This is a genomic window from Mesorhizobium sp. M1A.F.Ca.ET.072.01.1.1, assembly GCF_004023325.1.
Taxonomy (GTDB): domain Bacteria; phylum Pseudomonadota; class Alphaproteobacteria; order Rhizobiales; family Rhizobiaceae; genus Mesorhizobium.
Window position 1 is genome coordinate 22274 of sequence record NZ_RZSF01000022.1, and the last position, 17985, is coordinate 40258.

At 59.0% G+C, this 17985-nt stretch carries 16 protein-coding genes; 3 read left to right on the forward strand and 13 right to left on the reverse strand.

The window, feature by feature from the left end:
* Window positions 1–96 precede the first annotated feature (96 nt).
* The 3 genes from EOA32_RS05650 (at window position 97) to EOA32_RS05660 (ending at window position 3105) form a co-directional block, all read left to right on the forward strand.
* Complete coding sequence (locus EOA32_RS05650; protein ID WP_128371132.1) at window positions 97–1428, forward strand: condensation domain-containing protein; 1332 nt, start codon at window positions 97–99, stop codon at window positions 1426–1428.
* Window positions 1425–2477 carry a lysine 2,3-aminomutase gene (locus EOA32_RS05655; protein WP_128371133.1) on the forward strand — a complete coding sequence of 351 codons (1053 nt, stop codon included), beginning with the start codon at window positions 1425–1427 and terminating at the stop codon, window positions 2475–2477. Before EOA32_RS05650 ends, EOA32_RS05655 begins: the two co-directional genes overlap by 4 nt.
* Window positions 2478–2643: 166 nt before the next feature.
* Window positions 2644–3105: a hypothetical protein gene (locus EOA32_RS05660; protein WP_128371134.1), complete on the forward strand. Its 462-nt coding sequence runs from the start codon at window positions 2644–2646 to the stop codon at window positions 3103–3105.
* Here the strand turns inward: EOA32_RS05660 and EOA32_RS05665 are convergent.
* The 13 genes from EOA32_RS05665 to thiC form a co-directional block, all read right to left on the reverse strand.
* The gene (locus EOA32_RS05665; RefSeq protein ID WP_189406936.1) at window positions 3097–4032 is read right to left on the reverse strand and encodes a prephenate/arogenate dehydrogenase family protein; all 936 of its coding nucleotides are present in this window, start codon (window positions 4030–4032) and stop codon (window positions 3097–3099) included. The genes EOA32_RS05660 and EOA32_RS05665 overlap by 9 nt on opposite strands.
* Before the next feature lie 159 nt (window positions 4033–4191).
* Entirely contained in the window at window positions 4192–5451 is a 1260-nt protein-coding gene (locus tag EOA32_RS05670) for an acetyl-CoA carboxylase biotin carboxylase subunit family protein (RefSeq protein WP_128371135.1), read from the reverse strand.
* A gap of 1829 nt (window positions 5452–7280) precedes the next feature.
* Entirely contained in the window at window positions 7281–8138 is an 858-nt protein-coding gene (locus tag EOA32_RS05675; protein WP_128371136.1) for a sterol desaturase family protein, read from the reverse strand.
* Window positions 8139–8847: 709 nt separating this feature from the next.
* Window positions 8848–10044 carry a methionine adenosyltransferase gene (metK, locus tag EOA32_RS05680; protein ID WP_128371137.1) on the reverse strand — a complete coding sequence of 399 codons (1197 nt, stop codon included), beginning with the start codon at window positions 10042–10044 and terminating at the stop codon, window positions 8848–8850.
* A gap of 55 nt (window positions 10045–10099) precedes the next feature.
* Window positions 10100–11437, reverse strand: coding sequence for a serine hydroxymethyltransferase (glyA, locus tag EOA32_RS05685; RefSeq protein ID WP_128371148.1), 1338 nt, complete (start codon window positions 11435–11437; stop codon window positions 10100–10102).
* Between the two features lie 28 nt (window positions 11438–11465).
* The gene (locus EOA32_RS40525) at window positions 11466–11822 is read right to left on the reverse strand and encodes an ArsR family transcriptional regulator (RefSeq protein WP_128371138.1); all 357 of its coding nucleotides are present in this window, start codon (window positions 11820–11822) and stop codon (window positions 11466–11468) included.
* 656 nt (window positions 11823–12478) lie between these two features.
* The gene (locus EOA32_RS05695) at window positions 12479–12835 is read right to left on the reverse strand and encodes a hypothetical protein (RefSeq protein ID WP_128371139.1); all 357 of its coding nucleotides are present in this window, start codon (window positions 12833–12835) and stop codon (window positions 12479–12481) included.
* A gap of 745 nt (window positions 12836–13580) precedes the next feature.
* The gene (locus EOA32_RS05700) at window positions 13581–14339 is read right to left on the reverse strand and encodes a hydroxymethylpyrimidine/phosphomethylpyrimidine kinase (RefSeq protein WP_128371140.1); all 759 of its coding nucleotides are present in this window, start codon (window positions 14337–14339) and stop codon (window positions 13581–13583) included.
* Window positions 14330–14935: a thiamine phosphate synthase gene (locus EOA32_RS05705; RefSeq protein WP_128371141.1), complete on the reverse strand. Its 606-nt coding sequence runs from the start codon at window positions 14933–14935 to the stop codon at window positions 14330–14332. Before EOA32_RS05705 ends, EOA32_RS05700 begins: the two co-directional genes overlap by 10 nt.
* Entirely contained in the window at window positions 14932–15705 is a 774-nt protein-coding gene (locus EOA32_RS05710; RefSeq protein WP_128371142.1) for a thiazole synthase, read from the reverse strand. Before EOA32_RS05710 ends, EOA32_RS05705 begins: the two co-directional genes overlap by 4 nt.
* A gap of 3 nt (window positions 15706–15708) precedes the next feature.
* Window positions 15709–15906, reverse strand: a complete 198-nt coding sequence (gene thiS / locus EOA32_RS05715) for a sulfur carrier protein ThiS (protein ID WP_128371143.1) — start codon at window positions 15904–15906, stop codon at window positions 15709–15711.
* A 2-nt stretch (window positions 15907–15908) separates the two neighbouring features.
* On the reverse strand, window positions 15909–16895 hold the full coding sequence (gene thiO, locus EOA32_RS05720; RefSeq protein ID WP_128371144.1) for a glycine oxidase ThiO: 987 nt from the start codon (window positions 16893–16895) through the stop codon (window positions 15909–15911).
* Window positions 16896–16898: 3 nt separating this feature from the next.
* Window positions 16899–17985, reverse strand: a 1087-nt coding sequence (gene thiC, locus EOA32_RS05725) for a phosphomethylpyrimidine synthase ThiC (protein ID WP_128371145.1), incomplete at its 5' end; no start/stop codon positions are given.

The window sequence follows — 17985 nt, forward strand, 5'->3', positions numbered from 1 at the left end:
CGCGACGGCTTTTTTGTTGGCACGCCAATTGCGTCAAGCCGGGTGGAGGCTCTGTTACGACCGTAGGGTCTCGCAGTTTCTGGCCGAGGCTACTAAATGAAACTTGCTCGAACGATTCACACGCGTGCGCTCAAGCCGATTGAGGCTTTGCCGCTTCCGTCACGAATGCCCACGTCATTCCCCCAGCAGCGGTTCTGGTTAACTTTGAGGATGGCGCGCGGTGGTGAGGCTCCTAACCTGCAGATGAGGTTCCGTGTTCGCGGGGGGCTGGGCAAGGCGCCTCTGCAGTCGCCGTTGTACGGGTTGGCCATTCGTCACGAGTTGCCGCGCACCATCTCTGGGGCCGAGGATTGCGAGCCATTTCAGATCGGGCTGGCAGATGTCGGTCTGCCACAGAAACGAAGTAGCCGGGCGGCGGAAGCGGATCTGGGAGTCACGCTCGCGGATTTGATACGGAACGAAGCGCACGCGACGTTCGGTCTAGATGCTGAGCCGCTCATCCGCGGAAGGCTAGTGCGCATTGTGGAGGGCGATCATATTTTGCCTATCACCATGCACCATGAGGTCTTGGACGAGTGGCTGCCAAAGATCCTCACCCGCGAGTTCAGTGAACTCTATGCCGTGGCCCAACACGGCCGCGCGAACAGGCTGGCCTCATTGCCGGTGCAGTATGTAGATGACTCAGTTTGGCAGCGCATTTGGCGAGCGAACGAGGTGCTGAAACTTCAGTCAGGAAATTGGCCTCAAATACTGGCGGAAGCGCCAGTGATGGGGCCCACGCAGTGGGATTATAGCGGCACCTACGCCGCCTTCGTATTGCACGAGACACTGACCAGACAGCTCAAGGCGCTGAGCCGACGTCATCGTACGATCTCGTTCGGTATCCTGTTAGCAGGCTGGGCACTTGTGATGGCACGGGTGCCGTGTCAGGGGGAGTTGATCATAAGCACGCCGATCGCCAGTCGGGTACTCTCCGAGGACCAGGGGCTGATACGGTGTTTCGCCAACATCCTGGGGCTGCAGATCGATTTGTCGGCCAATCTCACTCTGGAGAAGTTGCTGGAGCGGATAAATGCCCCTGCACTTTGGGCGCAGACGATGCGCAAACCTGTCTACCCGCCACGAATCCTTGGCGAGCCGGTCGTACTACATGAAGTCGCGCTTGACTTTGCTGACGTGGGAAGGCCCTGGCTGCCAACGTTGGCTAGGGAACAGCACCTTTTGGGATCTAACTCAACGGAATCAGCTTGGACAAAGGATCCGGGCGCTCACAAGCTTTCTGAGGAGGGGAGCCCGAACGGGATCCAGAGGCGATCGCGCGTTTCAAGAAGGACCAGAGCCCGAACTATCGCGAGCCGGCCACCTCGCCAGCACCTCACATGCAGCAATCATGACCCAGCAATTCAGACGTGTGGCCCCGCGCTATGAAATTTATAGAGGGTACGCATATCGTTACTGAGCGTGAGCTGCAAGCCAAGGGCATCACCCGCTATCACGTCACAAAATTCTATCGTGAACAGATCGTCAACAGTGGTTACTACGATCAGCTTAGACACATCGTCGAGCCCTCCTTGCGGGAGTTCGGGAGTCTCGGCAATCTGGATACCAGCGGCGAGCAAGACAACACTGTGCTCCCCGGACTTCAGCACAAGTACGCTCAGACCGGGTTGTTACTGGTAACAGACCGCTGCGCGTCGTATTGCCGTTTTTGCTTCCGAAAACGCATAGTTGGCAAGGATTCTGGCGAAATCTCGGCTGATTTCGCTCAGGTTGCGCAATATATTAGCCGCCATCCTGAGATGACGAACGTGCTGCTTTCGGGGGGCGACCCGTTCGTGCTCACCACGGACCAGCTCGATGGCATTCTCGATCATCTGCTGCCGATCCCTCACTTGGAATCAGTTCGATTTGGCACAAAAATGGCCGCCTATCAGCCCAAGCGGTTCGAAGACCCTGCTCTTCCAGCTCTGTTCCAAAGGATACATGAAGCAGGTAAAGCCGTAGTAATCGTAACGCATTTCGACCATATTGGTGAAATCTCGGCCGATGCGGTTCGCAATATTCGCTCATTGCAAGCACAGGGCGTGCAGTTCCTTAACCAGTCGGTGCTTCTCGCGAAGGTCAACGATGATCCCCAGATCTTGGCTGCGACCTTCGCGAAATGTCACCAAATCGGTATCCGCCCGTATTATCTCTTTCAGGGCAGGCCCGTGAAAGGCGCATCGCATTTTCAGGTTACACTGCGCCGGGGACTAAACATAGCGCACGGCATCAATCAACGTCTCAGCGGAATCCAAAAGACATTCAAGTATATCATGTCCCACTACACTGGAAAGATCGAGCTACTCGATCTTGGGTCCGATGACCGCGTATATATGCGATATCATCAAAACAAGAATCCAGAAAAGATCGGAAAGATCTTTTCTCGACCCAACGTGGAGGGCGCCTGCTGGTTGGACGATTTGCCCGAGGGATGAGATCGGAAGCCGCGCGAATGCTGACCAGAGTAGCGCACAGGACCTGAGGTTCCATGGGGCGGCGCGGCGAGGTGGTGATGACGGCACTCCTGGAGCGGTGCTCGTCAGCGGGACTTAGCGCAAGGCAACTGGGAAGCCGGGATGCCCGCTAGCCGATTGGGCGCCGATGCTCGATGGGACGAGGATTCGTGTCAGGCTCGACCGCAAGGAGCTCCATATCGCTGCCCTGGCCATCGCCATGCTCGCGACGGCCAACGATCTTGATCGTGGACAAGAAAAGGGCGGCAAGGCACGGCGTCCCGGCCGGCTATTCTCGACTGTCTTGTCGGCCCGGCCTGAGTTTCTCATCGTCGATGGCACTTGGTTGGAACGCGAAACGGCCGCTCTTTTGGACGGCGTGCCAATCCAAGATGTACAAGCACTCAACCTGCTCGCCCATGCTCCCGAACATCTGCCGGGAGAGATCTGCGCCGATTACATTACGCCATCCCACGAGAGGATCGGGAGCCGCCGAAGGTGTTCCTCAGCAAATGGCGGCTCAGGCGCTGCTCGACAGCCGGATTTAGTTGCTCGGCAAGGCGGCAAAGCTGTACTCTACCTCGCGGAGCATAAAGTCGTCCTAAGTTAGATGGAGTTTGCGCAAAGCCTGGCGACCGAAATCGGGCGCGTCGATATCCAGACCCGCCTTAACGATCGAGCGCCGGATAGCGCGCGTGCGGGTGAAGAGATCCAACAGCTTGTCCCCTTCGCCCCAGCGGATCGCGCGCTGAAGACATGCAAGATCCTCGGAAAAGCGCGCCAGCATTTCAAGAATCGCGTCCCGATTGTGCAAACACACGTCGCGCCACATGGTGGGATCGGAAGCCGCTAGCCGAGTGAAATCGCGAAAGCCAGAGGCTGAATACTTGATGACCTCGCCTTCTGTGACCATTTCCAGGTCATCCGCCGTGCCGACGATGTTATAGGCGATGATGTGCGGCAAGTGGGACACGAGCGCTAGCGTCATGTCATGATATTGAGGGGTCATTGTCACGATTTCGGAGCCACAGCGGCGCCAGAATTCGGAAAGCTTTTCTATCGCGGTGGGATCGGTGCCAGGCAGCGGCGTGAAGATGCACCAACGGTTCTCGAACAGTTCAGCAAAACCTGCATCAGGCCCTGACTCCTCTGTGCCCGCCAGAGGATGACCGGGAATGAAATGTACACCCGCCGGCACGAAAGGCTGCATTTGAGCGATTACGGAAGCCTTGGCGGAGCCAACATCGGTCAGGATAGCGCCCCTCATTAGCGCCGGTGCGATAGTCTCTGCTACGGCACCGGAGGAGCCGACGGGCACTGAGACGATTACGAGGTCGGCCCCGCGCACCGCCTCCTTCGCAACGGTCGTGTAGCTATCGCCGAGCTTCAGCTCTTCGGCGCGCTTCAAAGTCTCGGCGCTACGGGTTGCAAGGGCAGTGTTGCTGGCCAGCTTCTCGCGGTAGATAATGCGCGCCAGCGAAGAGCCGATCAGGCCGATGCCAATCAAGGCGATCTTTTCAAACAGCGGTTGCGGCATGACCAGCTCGACTAGCTTTTGAGAATTCGGTCTGTGCGGCGACGTTCCCGTCACAAAGATATTCGTCGGGTCGTTTGCGGACATGCGGCTTGATCTTGGTTTGCCCCGCAAAAAAAGGCACCGGTGTCGTGCCCTTGATTGCACCAGTACTCGCGTTGATCATGCTCCACCTGAGGAGGCCCAGACCGCTGATTGTGCCGGTTCGCTCGAAAATGGAGTGATCGACCAATCAATTAAGTCGATCGCACGCCGCAGTGTCGCGTCAGTCTCGGCGAGTGTCGGTGAGCAAGCGATGACATGGCCGATCATGTCTCGGTAATCTCCCTTCCTGACGATAGGCGTCCTGGGTTTGACATACAATTTCACCTCGGCGACACCTGGTACGGTAGCTGCCACACTGTCCCCATGGATCCAATCGAGCGTGCCATCGACATCGGGAACTAGGAACCGAGCGATGGCATTCTGCGAATGCTTTCTGCGCAAATCCCAGTCGTCACCGATGACGAGCTTGATGTGCTCGCTGACGAGATCGATACCATAGGCCAGCTGAACCTGCCGAGGAGTGGTCCAACCTGGAAGACGCGGATTGACTTCAATGAGCATTGGGCCATGCTTAGTCCATCGGAATTCGATATTGGCGGGCCCCCAGGTGAGCCCGAGAGCGCGCAAGCAGCTTAACGAAGCGTCGGCTAGCTGGTGATACTGACGATCACTTACAGCGGCCGGAAATATGCTCTCCCGAACTACAAAATGTGGAGGAGGGGCGAAGTTGGCGGCGCCAACCGCAATGATCTCATCTCCCATTGTGTCGACGCTATACTGGCTGCCTTGTATGAATTCCTCGACGAGCACCCGAGGCGAAGACCGCCATTTGTGCTTCCCTCCCAGCAGGTAGGCCGTATGTTCGGCCAGCTCATCTGCATTGCGGCACAATCGGACACCAATGCTGCCGACGCCTGCGGCCGGTTTTAGAACCACCGGCAGGCCGAGATCCGCGGCGGCGCGTTCTACGTCCGACGCATTCTCTGTCACGCAATAAGCGGGCATTTTAACGCCGGCCTGCTTGAGAAGCTCACGTTGAATGAACTTGTCGCAGCATCTTTCGATGGATGAGGGGTTCGGTCCGGGCAGACTGAAAAACCGGCACAGCTTGCCAACGGTCGCATAGGCCAGTTCGTCGGCGGTCGTAATGCCAGCAATGGTATAGCTCGTACGCAGCCGGGAACACTCGCGGATCAGCGCGTCAAGATTATCTGTATCGACTCGGATTGCCTCAAGGCCTTCCGCCGCAAGATAGTCGTGCTGAGTTGGATCGGCCGACAGGGTAATTGGATGAAGGCCAAGGCACTGGGCCGCTTTGACGTACAGCAGTCCATTGCTCCTTGTGCCTTCAACCAGGATGAGCGTTCTTCTTGTCATTGGGCTTTCAACCTTGGTTGCGTTTTATGCGGCGATGTAAACAAGCGTCGGCCCAGCACGCGTGCTTGTCCTCAGACGTTTGCGGTGAGGCTACCAGCGTCAGAAATCCGAAGGCGTAAACATTTGTAAATTTACTCGGAAGTATCTGTTGCAACTTCTTACTCGCCGGCGGTGTGACACGGGGCTCCTCACCGTGAGTGCTATGTTCATGGGACGCGAACGGCCGCCAAAGCCTAGGGTGGGTGCGCCGTTGTAGGCAGAGCAAATGGATTGCCCTGACTCGCACCGGCTGAAACGCGCCAGCTTGGCCTGGCGCACCTCATCCACATTGACGCCGCACCCTCACCGTCATTGCCACGCCGCATAACCGTGCTTGGAAACGACGGTGCCGCCCCGACGTATGGCGAACCGATCCCCATCGGCCTTGATCTCGACCGTCGCCAGCCGCTGTCGATTGCATCCAGCATTTGATGGATCGGCGCGAGCTGCAGATCTTCGACCCCTTGTGAACACTACTCGACCAATTTGCCGTGCTCCTACTCGAACAGGGGCCAGATCGTGCTCAGGTTATTGACAGTACGGTGTGCCTTGGCCTCGCCTAGCCGACGCACTTGCAGCTAGGCGTTCATTCCCAACAAGTCTTCAAGAGCAGGTTGGGTGAAGAAGAGCTCGCGCACCAACCCGACCTGACTTCGACCTGATCCTTCTCCTAGTCAGACGCCCACGTGGAGGCGGCAGGCTGCACCAGAGAGGGGCCGCACATCTGCAGGAACCGGTGACCATAGCGAGGTGATCGCGGCGCTGTCGGCTGCGCAGTTCTTGACGATACCCGCTGGCGACGACGCGACCGGACTTGATCTGGCCCACTCCAGCCAAGGTTCTTGTGGACCATGGCCTGGCGCCTGATAACTGTTTACCGGCCCTCATCCACCAACAGAGGCACGGCGGCCTCGATCGCGCCACTTGTGACAGTTTTGGCGGCCCTGGCGCGGGCTTCCTGCCTCCAATCGGAAAGCAAAAGCGATATCCGCCGCTCACGCTGACCTACATTCACGCCCGTGAACGCGAGCAACCGACGGATCGCGATCCAGTGGAATGGCGACTGGTCACAAACCTGCCGGTTCGCTCCGCTGAGCAGGCGATCGAAAGGCTCTCCTGGTACGCCCTGCGGTGGAAGATCGAAGTCTTCCACAAGTCAATGAAGTCGGGATGCCGCGACGAAGAGGTTAAACTGCGAACACCGGAATGTGGCTGGCCGTGTTCTGCATCCTTGCTGGCGCGTCTTTTGGGTCACCATGAGCAGCCGCGCTGCGCCCGAAGCGCCGCCCGAATTGGCTCACGTCGCTCGAGGTCAGAATCCTCGACCGGCTCATACCCCGACACGCGGTCAAATCAGGGATCGCCGCGGGGCTTGGCGTGTACACCAACAAAATCGCCAGGCTCGGCGGCTACCTCAACCGCACGCGCGATCCGCCGCCCGGCAACATCGTCATGTGCCGAGGGCTGACGCGCCTGACCGATATCGAATTGGGTTGAGCTTGGCCGCCGCTTATGGGTAAATCAAAAGCCGGTGACGACCGCCTCCCGTGGCGGGATTGGGATCGGATGGTGTTTTTCTTGTCCCGGTTGAGACGAGTGGCGCGACCATTTCCGGTCAATCTCGCCAACGCGGCAGCGCGATAGGAAAATTCCCTACTCTGCTGCCGCTCCGGCGCAACAGTCCTTGTTAGGTGGCGGCTTGTCGAGCGTCTGTGGGATGCTCCAGATATGCATTCATCAATGGCTTTCTGGCCTCGACAGTCACACACGAGGCGTAAGCCTCCAGTCGTCTAATCCCTGGCCTCCACAGCATTTCCGACTTTGGGTTTACGCCAGCGACGTCGATCGAATGGGAACATAATGTAATCCCGCACGGTCAGCGGCTCGGGCTGGTTTCGCATGCCAACCTCCGGCCACTCATTCTTTTTTGGCCAGTACGCCGTTAGAAAAATCGTATCCCAGAGAGTTGTGAAAAACCCGTAGTTTCGGTGCCGGTGATGCGCTTCCATCGAGTGGTGGATGCGGTGGAATTTGTTGTCGCCAATGATGTATCGAAGCGGCCCAAGATTGATGCGGGTACTAGAGTGCGAAAGATGGGCCTGGAACGTAATCAGCGTCATGGCAACGATGGGCACCACGCCAGATTCAAAATGGATCAGAGCGAGTGGCAGTGCTACCAGCGCTGCGTAAACGAGTGGTTCGGAGATGTGATGATTGCAATTCCATGCCGTCAATTCGCGGATCGAGTGGTGCGTAGCGTGAAGCCGCCAGAGGAATGGAACAGCATGCTGAGCGCGGTGCATCCAATAGTAAAAGAAATCGCCAGCAATCGCGACTAAAACCCCGGAAAGGACCGCCAATCCACTGCTGGCGATTGCGTTGTCAGAGTGGAGCAACGTTGCGAAATTGATCGTTACCAGCGGCTTTACTCCTAGCCAGGCCAGACCAACAGCGAAGAAGTGCCAGATAAAGGCACCCAATCCGAGACGAATAAGCCAATTCCGCACGCCGCGAGCGTATGAGGCAAGACTGTATCGATAGGCCGGGAAGGTGAACTCCAGCGCGGCGCAGATGGTGGCGAAGACCACCACCAGCTCGAGCGAATCCACGAAGATCTGCGATATATGATTAAAATCGAGAATTTGCATTTGTTTGCTCCGGCGAATCGTTCAAGCTGCGCGAGCTTCAGGTCGGAACATCGAGGCAGTCATTTTCGTCATCAGGGCGAATCCAATCGTTAGTAGATCTCCGGCACGGCCCGATAAATTCGAGGTCGGCACCCGAATTTGTATCCGCGCAGAAAGTACCAATTGCACGAAGCGGTCATGCAATTTGCTTTTCGTGCGCATTCAGCGGTGATTATTGCGTCGGTACGCGGGGCATCGCGGGAGCGGACTATGCGGGGTTCTCCTGGATTGGTAAAATCGATTGTTTGGATGAGACGTATCCGTTTCCTAAATGGTCGGGAAAGACCCTTGGGTGAGTTGGCTGCCCGAGGCGACAGACTATGCGTCAGTGTTGTGGCGGCAACTTGCCACGGCAAAGAGCGTTGCAAAATCAGCGTAAACGTCACGAGCACCGAGGCAGGTCAGATGCGGGCTGCATCGAGACGCTCACAAATCAGCAGCTCGGCGCGCAGAGTGTCGACCGAGGGTCATCGCGACTTGCCAATGCAAGCTTTTCGGGGAAGTCCGCGTCGTGCGCGATGATTTCGACAATGGCATCGCCGATTTAAAGCAGGTCACATTTCACCATCAATGGCTTTCTTAGTCGCCAACCGGCCCCGGCTTTCTTCCATGCCGGGCGGCCCGAAGTCTGCTCATAGAAGGGTGTTGCGCGTGCTTTTGGCGCCGGATTTCAAGGTGCGGCGAGCCCTGCCTCGCGCCGCAAGTCGTCGGCTCTGTCAGTCCTCTCCCAGGTAAACTCGGGCTCTTCGCGACCGAAATGACCATAGGTCGCAGTCTTGCGGTAAATCGGGCGTAACAGATCAAGCATCTTGATAATGCCCTTCGGTTTGAGATCGAACAACTCAGGAATGAGCTGCTCGATCCTTCTTTCCTCGACCCTTGCTGTCCCGAAAGTATTGACCATGACGGAAACCGGATTGGCCACGCCGATCGCGTAAGCAAGCTGCACCTCACAGACATCCGCAAGTCCGCTGGCCACCACATTCTTCGCAACATATCGGGCGGCATAGGCTGCCGAGCGGTCAACCTTGGATGGGTCCTTGCCTGAAAAGGCGCCGCCGCCGTGACGTCCCATTCCGCCATAGGAATCGACGATGATCTTGCGTCCGGTAAGGCCGCAGTCGCCGCGGGGGCCCCCGACCACGAACCGTCCCGTTGGATTGACCAGAATTCTGATGCCTTCCGTGTCCAGGTCGGTCGGCAGGACCGGCTTTATTATTTCCTCAATGACGCCCTCGCGAACTGTCTCTTGCGAGACCTGCTCATTGTGTTGCGTCGACACGACGATGGTATCCAGGGCGACGGGGCGCAATCCCTCATAACGCACGGAGACTTGGGATTTCACGTCAGGGCGCAACCAGCTTAGCTGTCCGGCCTTGCGGACATCTGCCTGCCTTTTCGTCAAGCCGTGGGCGAGTTGGATCGGCAACGGCATCAAAGTATCGGTCTCGCGGCATGCATAGCCGAACATGAGCCCCTGATCTCCCGCTCCCTGTTCGAGATCCTGCCCTCGACCCTCGTCAACCCCTTGGCTGATGTCGGGCGACTGCTCGGTGAGGGCATGAATGACGGAGCAACGCCGGCCGTCAAAGCCAACCGCCTCATCGTCGTATCCAATATCAACAATCGTATCGCGGGCCACTTGGCCGTAGTCGACCGTCACATCGCTTGTAATCTCGCCAGCCAGAACGACGGTTCCTGTCTTCACCAAGGCTTCACATGTCTTCACCAGGGCTTCACAAGCGACGCGCGCCTTCGGATCGAAGCGCAACACTGCGTCGAGGATTGCGTCCGAGATGTTGTCGGCGAGCTTATCCGGGTGTCCCGCGCCAACCGATTCGGAAGAGAAAACGAACTGCCTAGCCATGAAATGCCTCGCTTCGGGTGTTGGAGTCTGCATAGGGCATTTTGCTTAGCCCGCTTTACCTGTCGGTGATGCCCGGGACCTCGAATGCAGCGCATAACTCGGCAACGTCTTTTCGCACGCTAGCATGAACATCCGGATTGTTGGGCTGGCGACAGACCAGGTCAATAAAGGCAGCGATTTGCATCATTTCCCCCTCGCGCATGCCCATTGACGTGACTGCTGGCGACCCCAAACGTATTCCGCTTGTAACCGCCGGATCCCGCGGATCCCCCGGCACCATATTGAAGTTCGTAATGATGCCCGCCTTTGATAGTCGCTCGGCGTAGGCCTTGCCCGACAGTGGTCGATCGCGCAGGTCAAGGATGAGCATGTGATTGTCGGTCCCCCCGGTAACCAGGTCATAACCTCGCTCAAGCAGCGCCTGGGCCAGAGCCTTGGCATTCTTGACAGTCTGTTGCCCGTAGATACGAAATGCCGGGATCGCCGCTTCCTGTAAGGCGACTGCTAGCGCAGCGATAACATTCATATGTGGCCCGCCTTGCAGGTGAGGGAAGACCGCGCGATCAATCCGCCTGGCGAGATTGTATTTGCTCTTCGGATGATAGAGCGCCTGATAACGGTCCTCATTCCTCGACAAAATGAAGCCACCACGGGGGCCGCGGATCGACTTATGAGAGGTGCTGCTGACGACGTCGCAATGGCGGACGGGATTCGGATGCGCTCCTGCCGCAATCAGGCCGCTGATGTGCGCAATGTCGGCCACGAGATAGGCGTTCGCCTCCAGAGCAATTTCTGCCATTGCCGCGTAGTCAAAGACACGCGGATAAGCAGTTCCGCCGATCCAAATGAGCCGCGGCCGTTCCCGCTTAGCTGTCTCGCGCAAGAGGTCATAGTCAATTTGCTGAGTCTTATCGTGTAGCCCATAGGGGACTCGTCGGTAGTCGGTTCCGGAAAAGTTGATAGCCCAACCATGGGTCAGATGACCCCCTTCCGGAATGGGCAAGCCCATGACTTTGTCGCAGGGCTTCAAAAGCGCGCGATAGACAGCCTGATTGGCCGGCGAGCCGGAATAGGGCTGGACGTTGGCGTGTTCGCTTCCAAATAGTATCTTCAAGCGCTCGATGGCGAGGTTCTCAAGCTCATCGACGATCTCGTTTCCCGCATAGTAGCGCGCACCCGGGTACCCCTCGGCGTATTTGTTTGTGAAAATCGACCCGGTCGCTTCGAGCACTGCCGAGGAGGCAAAGTTTTCAGAAGCGATCAGTTTGAGCGTCGTGCGCTCCTGTCGCTCTTGTCTCAGGAGCAGTTCGTGAACGCAGCTATCAACCGAGGCTAAGGAAGAGCGTCCGTAAGTGTCGGGCTGCGCGATGGCGCGCTCGGCAGAGTTATCCATCATGGGCTCGCGCTCCAATTGGGTCGATCTATTTCACGATCAAGCAGGCTGTCCCCTTCGGCTGCTCGTTTTGTATCGCTTCGAGTCGTTGTAGGTCTCGTTCATGATGGCCATCGCAGTGGGGCAGGAGATCGACTAGCAATTGGACCAGACCGTCGTCCTTATCTCCTGTTTTGAGTTGGTAGGAGCGCCACGGGCGCTGTTCGTCGCAGCAAAGAAAGTCGGCTTTGGCGAGTAGCCGGACGTGTCGCACAACGCGATCGCGACGCAGTCCCAAAATGTCTGCCAGCTCGCAGACCGTTAGATTCGCATGCGCGCAAAGGCCCAGGATTCGAAGACGATCAAAATGCGCTGCCGCCCGTAGGCGACCGACCAGTGTCATCATTGTTCTGCATCAAGCCCCATGGAAAGAATGGACACTCGTTGCACTGAATTTGTCATTGGGCGTTCTCCGCAGACCAGCAACTTTCGAACCGATATTGTCTCGTTGCTTATATCACAGACCGTACACTTTCGAGATCGCGAGGATACGTACTTATTTCCACGTATGTATTGTTTTGAACCAGCAGTGATTGAGTTGGAGCAACCCACGACGGCAACTCTTCTTGCTATATTCACGTCTAGTCATAGGTTTCGTGCGGTTCGGCAGTCGCAGAATGGGAAGAACCGCGGTTTTGAGTCCTCTGGCTGACCTGAGACGTTGAGATAAGCCTACCATTCTCAGCGATTTCGGGTTGCTAAGAGTCTATGATTTTCTTTGAAGAAACTGTTGCAATTCCTGCTTGCCGAGATGCCGGTCAAGATGGGCCATGCCGCATGGTTTCAAACCAATGGGGCACCGTCGCATAGTTTCAAACCAATGGGGCAACATGGTAGGGATGGAAGAATGCCAAAAACACCCTTGCTTCGAAGCGCATCGATCGTGGTACGGGCCTGCGGCTTTTGGATTTTGAAGACGTGCTCGACAAGATCGGGCCAGCAGTCGCAACCGCGCTGAGATGAACGCATAAGGCGTGAAAGCGCTTGATGGTGGTGCCTTCGTTACGCTCCAGGCAGCGTGCCCATAGACGCCACTTCGACGACGTCAAGCAGAATTGCCAGCCCGACGCCGCATGCAGTCAGGATGAGGCCGGCCATGAAAATGCGGTTGGCCCGTTCGTAGACGTGGCGTCGCAGCGAGCTGATGTCGAGCAACAGCGACAGCGCCCGCATCTGCGAGGCTATGCCGACCAGGATTGGGACCACTGCGAACAGGTCGTAAAGTCGCCACGGAACCGGGTTTGCCGCCCAATGTGTGACGAAACCCAGCGAAAACGCCAGCAATATGCCGACGACGGTGATCGTGCCGTTCCGGAATACGGTCTCGATCGGTTCTTCCTTGGGGTTGTGCTCGTCCAATTGTCTCTCTCTGCAGGTCTGCGCAGTCGTCGCTCAGGCGTGAACTTGAAACCTAGGTTCCTTCGAACGCTGGATTTTGCGACTTCGGGCTGGCGGCGTCATCGGGATCGATCAATGAGTCCACCTATTGATACGGGAAATGAGCAAAACTAAGTCGGCATGGGCGCGCGATGCTGAGGAAGGGTGCCAGTTCCGAGCGGGCCGCTATTGGCGCGCGGTGCGGAGGGCAACGACAGTTCAGTCTGACGGTATCCTAGTCAGTGGCATTGAGGCCGACGAGGAAGCGGCAGGCGGCATCATACAGGATATGATCCGATTGGAAGTCCTGGGGGGTGGCCATCATTGATCAGGAGTGCCTGCCAACCTTGGTGCCAGCTCAGGAGCTCAATATACGCCCGCCACCTTGCTCATATTCTGCGAACCTCAAGGATCGCCGCCACTTTTGTATCGTTTAGGACAGCGATTGCGGTCGGCTCCGAAACCGGCGTCGTATGGGCGCTGCCGTGAAGAACATTTGCCATAGGGCATCCTCAGCCTGACGACTGAGGTTTGACGATGCACCATCATGCTCGGGGACTGCACGTCTAGCTCCCGCCGCTTATTGTCGGCCGAACCGAAATCATTCACCAATCGAGGAACCAGAGCCACAAAAGACGTCAGGAGCCAGATGCTTTCGTGTGACGCACCGGCCGGCGAAACATGATCCTTCGAGGCGAAGCAGGGGCGACTATTGCGAGCCCGATCCTCACATGGGGTTCTTCGAAATCTTTTCGAAGACAAGAAGCTTGGCCTGGAGCACGGCTTTCTCGATCGAATCCCCGGTCGCCAGATATCCCGCTATCGCGCTGGCCAGGATACAGCCGGTGCCGCGCATCGATCCGGCAAGCCTGGGCATGTCGAAGCGGATCGGTTCCCGGCCGCGGCTCAACAGGATATCTGTGGACCTCGGCCCTTCCGCGTGGCCGCCCTTGATGAGCAGCGCCTGCGGCCCTTCCGCAAGCAATCGCCTTTCCTGCCGCAGCGCGTCATCGTCGCCCGCGGCCAATTCCGAGCCGGTCAGCACCGCCAGCTCAATCAGGTTGGGCGTGACCAGGCGGCAAAGCGGCATGAGATCACGCTTCATGACGTCGATCGCGCTCGATTCCAGCAGCGGCCTGCCCGACGAGGAAGCCAGCACCGGATCGAGGATTGCCGGTATCCGCGGATTTTCGCGCAGCACGGCGGTGATGGCAGCGATGATCTGCGCAGTTGCGAGCATGCCGATTTTGATGGCCGCCACCGCGTTGGCCTGCAACGCCGCCCGCATTTGATCGGCCACCAGGCCGGGTTGCATGTGACGGATATGCCCGACGGCGTGGTGCGTCTGCACCGTTACCGCGGTGACAGCAACGCAAGTGCGCAGGCCGATTGAAGAGATCGTTTCGATATCGCGCGCAATTCCGGCACCCCCGCTGGAGTCCGATCCGCCAACGACAAGCACATTCAAGTTTTGACTCAGCGCCATTCCTCCGTCTTTTCGATCCATTGCGCGGTGCGCGCTTCGGGATCCGAGTTCAGCGTTATGTCCGTCACCACCGCCGCGCTGTCGGCTCCGGCCTCGAAAACACCATCAAGCCGCTCGGGATTGAGACCGCCGATGGCGACCAGCGGAATGGGTGCGACAGCGTCCTTCCAGGCGCGAACCCTTTCGAGCCCCTGCGGCGCCCATTTCATCTTCTTCAGGATGGTCGGATAAACGGGACCGAGCGCGACGTAGTCGGGCATCGCGGCTACTGCCGTCTCCAGTTCGGCATGATCGTGGGTGCTCAGTCCGAGCCTGATGCCGGCCGCCCGTATCTCCGGGAGGTTGGCGGCCTGCAGATCCTCCTGGCCGAGATGGACGAAGTCGCAGCGCTCCTCGATCGCCAGGCGCCAATGATCGTTGACGATGAGCTGGCAGCCGTGTCGTGCGCACAGGGCTTTTGCCTTGCGGATCTCCACGCGCAGCTCGTCCTCGTCCATGTCCTTGATGCGCAGTTGCACCAGCCTGACGCCGAGCGGCACCAGCCGCTCGATCCAGGCGGCGCTGTCGACGATAAGGTAGAAGGGATCGAGCTTCATGAAAAAACCGCCCTGCCGATCGTAGGCGTCGATGGTACGGCGACGTCGCGCGGCTCGAGCAGGCCCGAACCATAGGCTTCGCGGCCGGCATCGACCGCCTTGCTGAAAGCGCGCGCCATGCCCACCGGATCGGCCGCCTTGGCGACCGCCGTGTTGAGGAGCACAGCGTCAAAGCCGAGCTCCATCACGGTTGCCGCGTGCGAGGGCCGTCCGAGGCCCGCATCGACGATCAACGGCACGTCGGGGAAATGCCCGCGCATCGAGCGCAGCGCCATGATGTTGACCGGCCCGAGCGCCGAGCCGATTGGCGCGCACCACGGCATCAGGACCTTGCAGCCTGCCTCCAGCAGCCGCTCGGCGACGACAACGTCGTCGGTGGTATAGGGGAATACGCTGAAGCCGTCCTCACAAAGGATGCGTGCGGCCTCGACCAGACCGAACACGTCGGGCTGCAGCGTGTCGTGGTTGCCGATCACTTCGAGCTTGATCCAGGACGTGTCGAAGACCTCGCGCGCCATCTTCGCGGTCGTCACGGCTTCCTTGACCGAATGGCAGCCGGCCGTGTTGGGCAGCACCCTCACGCCGAGCGAGCGGATCAGCGACCAGAATTGTTCGCCGGCCCTGCCGCCGGCCATTTCCCGGCGCAGCGAGACGGTCACCACCGAGGTGCCCGACGCCTTGACCGCCTCGGCAAGGATCGCCGGCGAAGGATATTGGGCGGTGCCCAGCAGCAGGCGCGAGGCCAACTTTGTTCCGAGAAGATCGAACATCGGCTAGCCCCCCTGCATGGGCGACAGGATTTCGATCCGGTCGCCGTCACTCAAATGGAATTCAGGGCGTGCTGCGGCGGGCACGACATCGCCATTGAGCGCGGTGGCGAGCCAGCCGCCCTCGTAGTCGAGCTCCTTCAAAAGGGCGGCGAGCGTCGTCGCCTCCACCTCAAGCGCTTCGCCATTAACGATCAGCTTCATTTTTAGACTCCAGGCCGGCAGATGTTGTCGGCAGATGCATTGAAGAGAAAGCTGGCAGCCTGCTGAGCCATGGCAGGTGAAAGCAGGAAACCGTGCCGGTAAAGGCCGTTGATCGTGATCGTGCCGTCCTTCCAACGCTCCACCCGCGGCAGATTGTCGGGATAGGCGGGACGCACGCCCACGCCCGTCTCGACGATTTCGGCCTCACCGAACGCCGGATGCAGTGCGTAGGCCGCGTTGAGGAGCTCCATCAGCGAGCGGGCGGTGATCGGCCCGTCATGGTCGCTTTCGATCATGGTCGCGCCGACCATGAAGTGATAGTCGGCCCGCGGCACGACATAGATCGGATGACGCGGATGGAGCATGCGCACCGGCCGGGCAAGCGAGACCTCACGCGTGCGGAGGAGCAGCATTTCACCGCGCACGCCGCGCAAGTCGTCGTCGCCTCGCGCGATGCCCGTGCAGTCGATCACCTGATCGAAGTCGGAACGGGCAATTTCGCCCGCCTCGAAGAGGAAGACGACGCCCATCGCGCTCAGCTTGCCGGCGAGGGTTTCGAGAGCCCGACGGGGATCGAGATGGGCTTCGCCTGCAAAGAACAGGCCCTGGCGAAAGCGACCGGCAAGGTCGGGCTCGAGGGCAGCAAGCGCCTCTTCGGCGACGGACTCACAATTGCGCGTGCGAGCCGCAAAGCGGGCAAGCTCGTAGGCGTCGCGCGCATGGGCGACAACGAGCGTGCCGGCCCTTGTCACGAGCCCGGGCAGCGTCCTTTCCCACCAGTCGGCCGAAGCTTTGCCGAGCGTGACGACCGCCTCTTCGGCGCTCTCGCGTTCGCACCAGGGGGCGAGCATGCCGCCGGCGAGCCAGGAAGCGTTACCGCCAATCTGGCTCCGAATTTCGGCGACCGTGACCGACGCACCCCGCGCGGCCAATTCATGGGCGACGGTGAGGCCTGCCACACCGGCGCCTTTGACAAGGACGCGGCGCATGACTCAGCGCGTCTCCCGATCTTTCTGCGCCAAAGCCTGTTCTTCCGCCCCGGTCGCTTCGACCGGCATATAGAGATCGCCGCCCGCGCGATATTTCTCCGCCATCGCCGCCATCCCCTCCTTCTGCGCTTCCGCGCGAATGTCGTGGGAAATGCGCATGGAGCAGAATTTCGGCCCGCACATCGAGCAGAAATGCGCCAGCTTATGCGCTTCCTTGGGCAAGGTCTCGTCGTGGAGCGAGCGCGCCGTCTCGGGATCGAGCGACAGGTTGAACTGGTCTTCCCAGCGGAACTCGAACCTTGCCCGCGAAAGCGCGTCGTCACGGATCTTCGCCGCTGGGTGTCCCTTGGCGAGATCCGCTGCGTGCGCCGCGATCTTGTAGGTGATCACGCCGGTCTTGACGTCATTGCGATCCGGCAGGCCGAGATGTTCCTTCGGCGTCACGTAGCAGAGCATGGCCGTGCCGAACCAGCCGATCATGGCGGCGCCGATGCCGGACGTGATGTGGTCGTAGCCCGGCGCTATGTCCGTCGTCAGCGGTCCGAGTGTGTAGAAAGGCGCCTCGCCGCAGACGGCGAGCTGCTTGTCCATGTTCTGCTTGATCTTGTGCATGGGAACATGGCCGGGGCCTTCGATCATCACCTGGCAGTCTTTCGCCCAGGCGACCTTCGTCAATTCGCCAAGCGTCTCCAGCTCGGCGAATTGGGCTTGGTCATTGGCATCGGCGATCGAGCCGGGACGAAGGCCGTCGCCGAGCGAGAAGGAGACGTCATAGGCTCTGGCTATGTCGCAGATTTCCTCGAAATGCTCATAGAGGAAGCTTTCGCGGTGATGGTGCAGGCACCATTTCGCCATGATCGAGCCGCCGCGAGAGACGATGCCGGTAACCCGGTCGACCGTCAGCGGGATGTAATGCAGCCGCACGCCGGCATGGATGGTGAAGTAGTCGACGCCCTGCTCGGCCTGCTCGATCAGCGTGTCGCGATAGACCTCCCAGCTCAGATCCTCGGCAACGCCGCCGACCTTTTCCAGCGCCTGGTATAGCGGCACGGTGCCGATCGGCACCGGGGAATTGCGCACGATCCATTCG